The sequence below is a fragment of the Streptomyces sp. NPDC006510 genome, assembly GCF_040611955.1.
Classification (GTDB): domain Bacteria; phylum Actinomycetota; class Actinomycetes; order Streptomycetales; family Streptomycetaceae; genus Streptomyces.
Genome location: NZ_JBEXPH010000275.1, coordinates 1 through 8,547, shown reverse-complemented (window position 1 = coordinate 8,547; position 8,547 = coordinate 1). Strand labels below are relative to the sequence as shown.

Below are 8,547 nucleotides of genomic sequence, written 5' to 3'. Positions count from 1 at the left end.
GAGCGCTACCTCACCGACGGTAGCATCACCATCGGCGCCGTCGGCCAGCTCGCGGTCGACCCGGGTCGGCGGGGCCGGGGGCACGGTCCGCGCGTGCTCCCATAGCGGGAGCTCCCAGTCGAGCAGGACGGGATCGGCGATCTCCTCCTCGCCCCGGATCACCGCGGCGTCCAGCCGATGGGCCAGGATCTCGGCGCCGTGCCGGTCGGCGAGCTCCTGAGCGGCGCCGTAGTGGTCGCAGTGCCCGTGGGTGACGACGATCCGGGAGATGCGGCCCGGGTCCAGGCCCAGGCTGCGCACCCCGTCCTCGATCGCGGACGCCGCGTTGATGTCGCCCGCATCGATCAGAGTCAGGTCGGCGCCGTCACGCCACAGGTAGGCCTGGCCGATGGGGAAGCGGAACATGTGCAGCTGGGGGAGCACTTCGACGGGATCCATGCCACGAACGTACGCGGACGGACCGCCCGCAGTCATCGATCTACGCTCTGGGCGAGCTTCGCTGAGCGCGTAGCGGCGGTGCGGCCGCACGGGCAGCCCGAGGCCCGCGGGGGCGGGTGCGAGCAGGAGCCAGCGCCAAGGGACGTTCCGCCACGGGCTGCCCTCGTTCTCCGTCGGGAGACGGTGAGCGGTGACGTTCTGCTCGGAGTACGTGCCGTACTGCTCGTCGTCGAAGCGCAGCACCCTGCCCAGCGTGTACGCAGCGGAGAGGCTCTCCCACGATTCATGGGCCGACCTGCTCAGCGCCCCCGCGTGCACGATCGCCTGCTGGGCCTCGTGCGGGTGGCAGAACCGGGCCGACAGTCCCCAGCGGGCCAGGTTCACGACACGCCCGTAGTTGTAGGCGACTGTGGTGGTGACCACCCCGTCCGCGGCAGCAGCCCGTCGGCGCGGAACCGCGCCTCGTACCGGACGATGCGCCGCGGCCGTGCCGAGCCCTGCGAACAGGAGGTCCGCAGGAACACGGCAGGATCAGTGACGCGACGTCAGGCGTCCTTGGACTCCGCGTAGTTGCGCAGGAACAGGGCCTCGGCGAGCGACAGGCGCTCCAGTTCCTCGGGCGACACACTCTCGTTCACCGCGTGGATCTGTGCCTCCGGCTCGCTCAGACCGATCAGCAGGATCTCCGCCTCCGGGTAGAGGGCGGCGAGGGTGTTGCAGAGCGGGATCGAGCCGCCCATGCCGGACGTCTGCATCTTCTCGCCCGGGTACGCGGCCTCCATCGCCTGCGCCATCGACGTGTACGCCGGGCTGGAGGTGTCCGCGCGGAACGGCTGGCCCTGGCCGACCTGTTCCACCGAGACCCTGGCCCCCCACGGGGCGTGGGCCTTGAGGTGGGCGGTCAGCAGCGCGGTCGCCTCTGCCGCGTCCTGGCCCGGCGGGACCCGCAGGCTGATCTGCGCCCGCGCGCTCGCCTGGAGGGACGGCGTCGCGCCGATCACCGGCGGGCAGTCGATGCCGATGACGGTGACGGCGGGCCGGGCCCAGATGCGATCGGCGACCGTGCCCGCGCCGATCAGCCCGACACCGTCGAGGACCTTCGCGTCCTTGCGGAAATCGGCCTCCGGGTACTGGAGTCCGTCCCATTCGGTGTCCGTGGCGAGCCCGTCGACGGTCGTGGTGCCGTCCTCGGCGCGCAGCGAGGCCAGCAGCTGGATCATCGCGGCCAGCGCGTCCGGGGCGGCGCCGCCGAACTGCCCGGAGTGCAGGTTCCCTTCGAGGGTGTCGAGGGTGACCCGCAGCATCGTCATGCCGCGCAGTGTCGCGGTGACCGTCGGCAGGCCGAGCCGGAAGTTGCCGGTGTCGCCGATGACGATGGTGTCGGCGGCCAGCAGTTCGGGGTGCGCCTCCGCGTACCGCTCCAGACCGCCGGTGCCCTGCTCCTCGGAACCCTCGGCGATCACCTTCACGGAGACCGGGACGCCGCCGTCGGCCTTGAGGGCGCGCAGGGCGAGGAGATGCATGATGAAGCCGCCCTTGCAGTCGGCCGAACCGCGGCCGTACCAGCGGCCGTCGCGCTCCGTCAGCTCGAACGGGGGCGAGAGCCAGGCGGACTCGTCGAGCGGCGGCTGCACGTCGTAGTGCGCGTAGAGCAGTACGGTCGGGGCGCCGGCCGGGCCGGGCAGGAAGCCGTAGACGGACCGGGTGCCGTCGGGGGTGTCGAGCAGGGCGACATCCTGGAAGTCCTCGGCGCGCAGCGCGTCGGCGACCCAGTCGGCGGCCGCCTCGCACTCGCTCTTCGGGAACTGCGCGGGATCCGCCACCGACCGGAAGGCCACCAGCTCGGTCAGCTCCGCCTTGGCACGGGGCATCAGCGAGGCGATGGTCTCGGAAATCGGACGGGCGGTCATGGGCACGCTCCTCGTGGGTGCGACGTTATATGTACGAATCCGGCCACATGCACACCGGGTGTGCGGCGTCGCATGCAGGACGAACGTACGGTCGATCCTCCCACAGCGGGGGCCGGGGGCAACGCGCCGTAGGATGCCGTGAGCAGCATGGGCCACTGGTGGGATCGGGAGCAGAAGCACATCGTGAGCAGCGAGAACGCAGACGCCGTACAGGAGCACGAAGAGTCGTCCGTGTGGGATGTCGTCGTAGTCGGCGGCGGACCGGCCGGAGCCTCCGCGGCATACGCGGCGGCAGTCGCCGGCCGACGGGTGCTGCTCCTCGAAAAGGCGGAGCTTCCCCGGTACAAGACATGTGGTGGCGGCATCATCGGGTTTTCGCGTGACTCGCTGCCGCCCGGGTTCGAACTCCCGTTGCGGGACCGGATCCACGCGGTGACGTTCTCGCTCAACGGCAGGCTCTCGCGGACCCGCCGCTCCAAGCGGATGCTCTTCGGACTCATCAACCGCCCCGAGTTCGACGCGGGTCTGGTCGAGGAGGCGCAGAAGGCGGGCGCAGAACTGCGCACCGGCGCGACGGTGACCAGGGTCGAGCAGCACGGCGCCTCGGTGCCCGACCGGCGCACGGTCGCCGTGGTGCTGTCCGGCGGCGAGACGGTCCTGGCCCGCGCGGTCGTCGGTGCCGACGGCAGTGCGGGGCGGATAGGGGCCCATGTCGGGGTGAAGCTCGACCAGGTGGACCTCGGCCTGGAGTCGGAGATCCCGGTTCCGCCCACGGTCGCGGAGGACTGGGCGGGGCGGGTGCTCATCGACTGGGGCCCCATGCCCGGCAGTTACGGCTGGGTCTTCCCCAAGGGCGATGTGCTGACCGTCGGGGTGATCTCGGCGCGAGGTGACGGGGCAGGGACCAAGCGGTACCTGGAGGACTTCATCGCCCGGCTCGGCCTCGCCGGCTTCGAGCCGAAGATCTCCTCCGGTCATCTGACGCGCTGCCGCAGCGACGACTCGCCGCTGTCACGTGGGCGGGTGCTGGTGTGCGGCGATGCGGCGGGGCTGCTGGAGCCGTGGACCCGCGAGGGGATCTCCTTCGCGCTGCGGTCGGGGCGGCTCGCCGGCGAGTGGGCGGTCCGGATCGCGGAGTCGCACGACGCGGTGGACGCCCGGCGTCAGGCGTTGAACTACGCGTTCGCCATCAAGGCGGGCCTCGGCGTCGAGATGGGCGTCGGACGACGCATGCTGAAGCTGTTCGAGCGCCGTCCGGGGGTGCTGCACGCGGTGTTGACGGGATTCCGTCCGGCCTGGAACGCGTTCGCCGGCATCACCCGCGGAACGACCTCGCTCGGCGAGCTGGTCCGTACGCATCCGCTGGCGCAGCGGGCGCTGTCCGCGATGGATCGTTAGGCCGTGTCCGACAGCCGGGCGGACATCGCCCGGCCCCCGGGGAGGGGCTGGCCGCACGGTCAGCCCTCCACGGCGATCCGGAAGACGGGGTGGTCCGGGCAGGCCGCCAGCAGTTCGGCGTCCGAGGACTTCGCGGTGACGCCCTGGAAGTAGTCGTTGACCTCCCAGCCCCACCGCTCCAGGTAGGTACGGATGATCAGCGCCTTCTGCTCGTCGTCCGCGATCTCCACCGCCGTGAAGGCACGGACCTTCCGGCCCACCCGCAGCTCGCCGCCGCCGGCGACGCGCATGTTGCGCACCCACTGGGAGTGGCCCCGGGCGGAGACGAGGTACTGCGTGCCCTCATGGGTGTGCGGGTTCACGGGAATGCGCTGCATCTGCCCGCTCTTGCGGCCGCGCACCGACATCTCGGCCGAGCCGAACATGCTGACGCCATGGCGGGCGAGCCAGCCGACGATGCCGTTCATCCGGACGTTGAAGGCGTTGCCCTGAAGGTAGTACGGCTGAGACATGGTGACTCCCCAAGATTTCGAGAGCGGTGCTCTCGCTTGAGATCAGTGTGCACGGGATGGGTGCTCAAAAGCAAGAGCACTGCTCTCGTTATTGGTCGGTGCTCTGCCTTCATGGCAGACTGATGCCCATGAGCACTGTCCGAGGAGCCAGGGAACGGGCCCGTATCGAGGTCACCGCCGCGATCAAGGACGAGGCGAGGAAACAGCTCGCGGCCGAGGGCGCCGCCAAGCTGTCGCTGCGCGCCGTCGCACGGGAGCTCGGCATGGCGTCCTCCGCCCTCTACCGCTACTTCCCCAGCCGCGACGAGCTGCTCACCGCCCTGATCGTCGACGCGTACGACTCCGTGGGCGAGACCGCGGAGGCCGCCCACCGGGCCGCCGGTGCCGAGGCCGCCACCCACCTGGACCGCTGGATCGCAGTCGCCCGCGCCGTACGCGACTGGGCCCTCGCCCACCCCCACGAATACGCCCTGATCTACGGCTCGCCCGTGCCCGGCTACACCGCCCCGCAGGCGACGATCGGCCCCGCCTCCCGCGTCGGCCTCGTGCTGATCGCCGTGGTCGCGGACGCCCACCGCGCGGACGGCCTGGCCCTGCCGCCGCTCGCCGACGAGCTGCGCGCCGAGGCGGGGCGGATGGTCGCCGAGTTCGCCCCCGGCCTTCCCCTGGAGGTCGCCGCCCCGCTGATCGCCGTCTGGTCACAGCTGTTCGGGCTGATCTCCTTCGAGATCTTCGGCCAGTTCAACCGGGTGGTGGAGGCCCGGGAGATCTTCTTCCGGGAAGCCGTCATCGATCTGGCCCGCACGGTCGGCCTGCTCGGCGACAGGAACTGAGGGCTGTCCGGCCCGGTGCGACGTACTCCCCGGGGAGTACGGGTGATCACCACGCCCGGCTGACGCCTCCGACGGGGCCCGCGGTCTAGCGTGGCCGGCATGGAAGATCAGCGTTCACACCGAAGCGGCGGCGGTCCCCCCTGGGTACACGGCGCGCCGCCGCGGTGGCTGACCGGGGCGCCGGAGCAGTCCGCCGCCCGGCTGCCCTGGCCGTCGACGATCCTGATCGGTGCCGTCGTCATGATCGGTTCGACCATCGCGGCCCGGGGACAGATGGACGAACGGGCCCCGCTCGACCTCTTCGCGCGGCTGCTGCTCTTCCTGGCCGTCGCCGTGCTCCTGCTGCGCCACCGGCACCCCGTGGTGGCCGTCTTCGGCAGCTCGGCCGCGGCGATGATCTATCTGGTGGCCGGCTATCCGTACGGGCCGGTCTTCCTGGCCGTCGCCGTCGGCTGCTTCAGCGCCGTCGTCGCCGGACACCGGCGGGCCGCATGGTCGGCCGTCGGCATGGTGTGGCTGGGACACGTCCTGGTGGCGCACTGGCTCTACCGGTGGCTCCCGCCCTCCGACGACCATCCCGCCGCCTGGGGACAGGAACTGGGCATCGCCGCCTGGGTGGTGGCCATCATCGCCGCCGCCGAGTTCGTACGCGTACGCCGTGAGCAGTGGGCGGACCGGCGGGCGGAACGGGAGGCAGCGGAGCAGCGCCGGGCCGATGAGGAACGGCTGCGGATGGCGCGCGAACTCCACGACGTCCTGGCCCACAGCATCTCCGTCATCAACGTCCAGTCGAGCATGGGTCTCGCGTTGCTGGATTCCGACCCCGAGCAGGCGCGTGCCGCCCTCACCACCATCAAGGCCGCCAGCAAGGAGGCGCTGGGAGAGGTCCGCCAGGTCCTCGACACCCTGCGTACCCCCGGAGACGCCCCCAGGGCCCCGGCTCCCGGACTCGACCGGCTCCCCGAGCTCGTCGAGCAGGCGGCGAGCACCGGACTGACCGTCACCGTCCAGACCGAAGGCGTACGGCCACCGGTACCGCCCGGCGCGGATCTCGCCGCCTTCCGCATTGTGCAGGAGGCGCTGACGAACGTGGTCCGGCACTCCGGATCGCGTACCGCACAGGTGCGGATCGCATACGGGCCCGGCCGCATCCGGCTCCGTATCGACGACGAAGGACCCGCCACCGGCGGCGACGCCGGAGGCAGCGGCAACGGGCTGGCGGGAATGCGGGAGCGGGCCGCCGTGCTGGGTGGCACGATCGAGGCGGGCCCCCGGGCCGACGGCGGCTTCCGGGTACGGGCCGAGCTTCCGCTGCCGTCCGGTTCGTCCGGCACGGCGGCACACAGAGAGTCCGGCACGGCGTCACACCAGGAGGAGACACCGTGATCCGCGTACTGCTCGCCGACGACCAGTCGCTGGTCCGGGCGGGCTTCCGGGCCCTGCTGGACGCCCAGCCGGACATCGAGGTGGCCGGGGAGGCCGCCGACGGCGCGGAAGCCGTGCGGCTGGTGAGCGAAGTGCGGCCCGACATCGTGCTGATGGACATCCGGATGCCGCGTCTCGACGGCCTCGCCGCGACCCGCGCCATCACCGGGGACGCCCGGCTGGACGACGTCAAGGTGGTCATGCTCACCACCTTCGAGCTGGACGAGTACGTCTTCGAGGCGATCCGGTCCGGGGCCTCCGGCTTTCTCGTCAAGGACACCGAACCGGACGAACTGCTGCGCGCCGTACGCGCGGTGGTGGGCGGCGACGCCCTGCTCTCGCCCGGGGTCACCCGGCGCCTGATCGCCGAGTTCGCGGCCCGATCCAAGGAGCCCGTGGCGGCGACGGGGCTGGGTGGACTCACCGAGCGGGAGAGGGAGGTGATGGCGCTCGTCGGCATAGGGCTCTCCAACGAGGAGATCGCCCGGCGGCTGGTCGTCAGCCCGCTCACCGCCAAGACCCATGTCAGCCGCACCATGGTGAAGCTGGGCGCCCGCGACCGGGCGCAACTCGTCGTGCTCGCCTATGAGTCGGGGCTGGTACGGCCGGGCTGGCTCGGCTGACCCGAGAGCGGCGGGGGTGTGGCAGCGTCACAGGTGCGGTGTCCGGCCGCAGGACAAGTGCCCCGGCCGGACACCGCGTCTTCCCCCTCGACCGGCGGTCAGTCCCGCACGGAGACCTTCTGCGCGGCGGCCGTCGTCCCGGCCCCGGCCGCACGGTCCAGCTCGGAGGACGCGACCAGCACCGTGTGCTGAACGGGTCGGCGGCGCCGCAGTCCGGTGAGCGTGATCAGCAGCCCGGCGAACGCGACCACGGTCACCACGACCAGGCCGGGCCGGTAGCTGTCCAGGACCGCCTGGCGTGATCCGTCGCCGCTGCCGTGCGCCGTGATCACTGCGGTCACGACCGCCAGGAAGATCGCCCCGCCGACCTGGATCGAGGTGTTCAGCGGACCCGAGACCATGCCCTGCTCGTCGTCGTCCACCCCGTTGGTCGCCTGGATGTTGAGCGAGGGGAAGGTCGGCGCGCAGGCCGCGCCGAGCAGCAGCATGGACGGCATTCGGGTGCAGGAGCTGGCCGCCCGGGTCCATCTGAGCCAGAGCGCGCTGTCCCGTCTGGTCGCACGGCTGGAGAAGGACGACCTGGTGCGCCGGGGGATGTGCAGTGAGGACCGGCGCGGCGTCCGGGTGGAGCTGACGGCCAAGGGCCGGGCGCGCCATGCCGAGGTGAAGCCGGTGCAGAGGTCGGTGCTCGCCCGGATGCTGAAAGGGCCGCGGGACTGAGACCGGCGTCGGTGCCGGCCGGGAGGGCGGGGCCGGGCGCCGCGTCGGATGCCGGATCGCCCCGGCCTGCGGTCAGGACCAGGTGACTCCGGACTTCTCGCACCAGATCCGGGCGGGCTCCGGATCGCCCGTCACGGTGATCGCGGTGAGCGGCAGCCGGTTCCAGAGCGTCAGGTAGAGCTCCTCGGCCGACGCGCTCAACTCGCAGTCCACAACGCCCTCTTCGGATGCTCCGTCCGCACGCACGGCCTGCGGCCGTTCCGGCGAGAGCCGTACGGTCCAGATGGCGTCGGCGTCCGTGGCGCGCACCCGCAGGGAGCGCGGCGCCGAGGTGCGTACCCGGCTCTGCGGGCGCGCGTGGAAGCCGCGCAGCAACTCGTCGATGCCGTCCACCGCGTGAGCGTCCGGCACCGGTGACGGCCGTCCGCCCCGGGCCGACTCCGCGTCCACCCGGTGGATCGTGGTCTCGTGCGCCTGCCGTCGGGCCCAGAAGGCCAGGGGCGACGGCGCGGGCAGGAAGGTCCAGCACTCCAGTCCGGCCGGTGCGGTGTCCAGCGCGTCCACCAGGAGGCCGTGGCCCTCGCGGAACCAGTCGAGCAGTTCCGTCCCGTCCAGATCGGCTAGGAGACGAGGGTGCCGTCCGGGTCGATGGCGCGCAGCCGTGCGCGGCGCTCGGCGTCCAGTTCGC

Annotated in this window: 8 protein-coding genes and 3 pseudogenes; 5 read left to right on the top strand and 6 right to left on the bottom strand. The window is 71.9% G+C overall.

Annotated elements, in window-relative coordinates; all coding sequences use genetic code 11:
• The 3 genes and pseudogenes from ABZY11_RS40555 to ABZY11_RS40545 all read right to left on the bottom strand — a co-directional run.
• The coding region (locus tag ABZY11_RS40555) for an MBL fold metallo-hydrolase (protein ID WP_356483974.1) at nt 1–438 on the bottom strand (438 nt) is incomplete at its 3' end.
• Nucleotides 439–570: 132 nt separating this feature from the next.
• A pseudogene (locus tag ABZY11_RS40550) lies at nt 571–920 on the bottom strand (DUF1266 domain-containing protein); the annotation flags it as partial.
• A gap of 63 nt (nt 921–983) precedes the next feature.
• Nucleotides 984–2,348, bottom strand: coding sequence for a dipeptidase (locus ABZY11_RS40545; protein ID WP_356483972.1), 1,365 nt, complete (start codon nt 2,346–2,348; stop codon nt 984–986).
• 183 nt (nt 2,349–2,531) lie between these two features.
• Between ABZY11_RS40545 and ABZY11_RS40540 the strand changes: the two genes are divergently transcribed.
• Entirely contained in the window at nt 2,532–3,746 is a 1,215-nt protein-coding gene (locus ABZY11_RS40540; RefSeq protein WP_356483973.1) for a geranylgeranyl reductase family protein, read from the top strand.
• Nucleotides 3,747–3,805: 59 nt separating this feature from the next.
• On the opposite strand, the gene ABZY11_RS40535 is transcribed toward ABZY11_RS40540, so the two are convergent.
• Entirely contained in the window at nt 3,806–4,258 is a 453-nt protein-coding gene (locus ABZY11_RS40535) for a nitroreductase family deazaflavin-dependent oxidoreductase (RefSeq protein WP_356483971.1), read from the bottom strand.
• Between the two features lie 128 nt (nt 4,259–4,386).
• Between ABZY11_RS40535 and ABZY11_RS40530 the strand changes: the two genes are divergently transcribed.
• The 3 genes from ABZY11_RS40530 (at nt 4,387) to ABZY11_RS40520 (ending at nt 7,139) form a co-directional block, all read left to right on the top strand.
• A complete protein-coding gene (locus tag ABZY11_RS40530; RefSeq protein ID WP_356483970.1) occupies nt 4,387–5,091 on the top strand; it encodes a TetR/AcrR family transcriptional regulator in 705 nt (234 codons plus the stop codon).
• 99 nt (nt 5,092–5,190) lie between these two features.
• A complete protein-coding gene (locus tag ABZY11_RS40525; protein WP_356483969.1) occupies nt 5,191–6,477 on the top strand; it encodes a sensor histidine kinase in 1,287 nt (428 codons plus the stop codon).
• Nucleotides 6,474–7,139 carry a response regulator transcription factor gene (locus ABZY11_RS40520; RefSeq protein ID WP_356483968.1) on the top strand — a complete coding sequence of 222 codons (666 nt, stop codon included), beginning with the start codon at nt 6,474–6,476 and terminating at the stop codon, nt 7,137–7,139. The genes ABZY11_RS40525 and ABZY11_RS40520 overlap by 4 nt, the downstream gene beginning before the upstream one ends.
• A gap of 98 nt (nt 7,140–7,237) precedes the next feature.
• On the opposite strand, the pseudogene ABZY11_RS40515 reads toward ABZY11_RS40520, so the two are convergent.
• Nucleotides 7,238–7,636, bottom strand: a pseudogene (locus ABZY11_RS40515) (MFS transporter); the annotation flags it as partial.
• Between the two features lies 1 nt (nt 7,637).
• Here ABZY11_RS40515 and ABZY11_RS40510 point away from each other — a divergent pair.
• Nucleotides 7,638–7,859, top strand: a pseudogene (locus ABZY11_RS40510) (MarR family transcriptional regulator); the annotation flags it as partial.
• 72 nt (nt 7,860–7,931) lie between these two features.
• Here the strand turns inward: ABZY11_RS40510 and ABZY11_RS40505 are convergent.
• On the bottom strand, nt 7,932–8,547 hold a 616-nt coding region (locus tag ABZY11_RS40505), incomplete at its 5' end, for a maleylpyruvate isomerase family mycothiol-dependent enzyme (protein WP_356483967.1).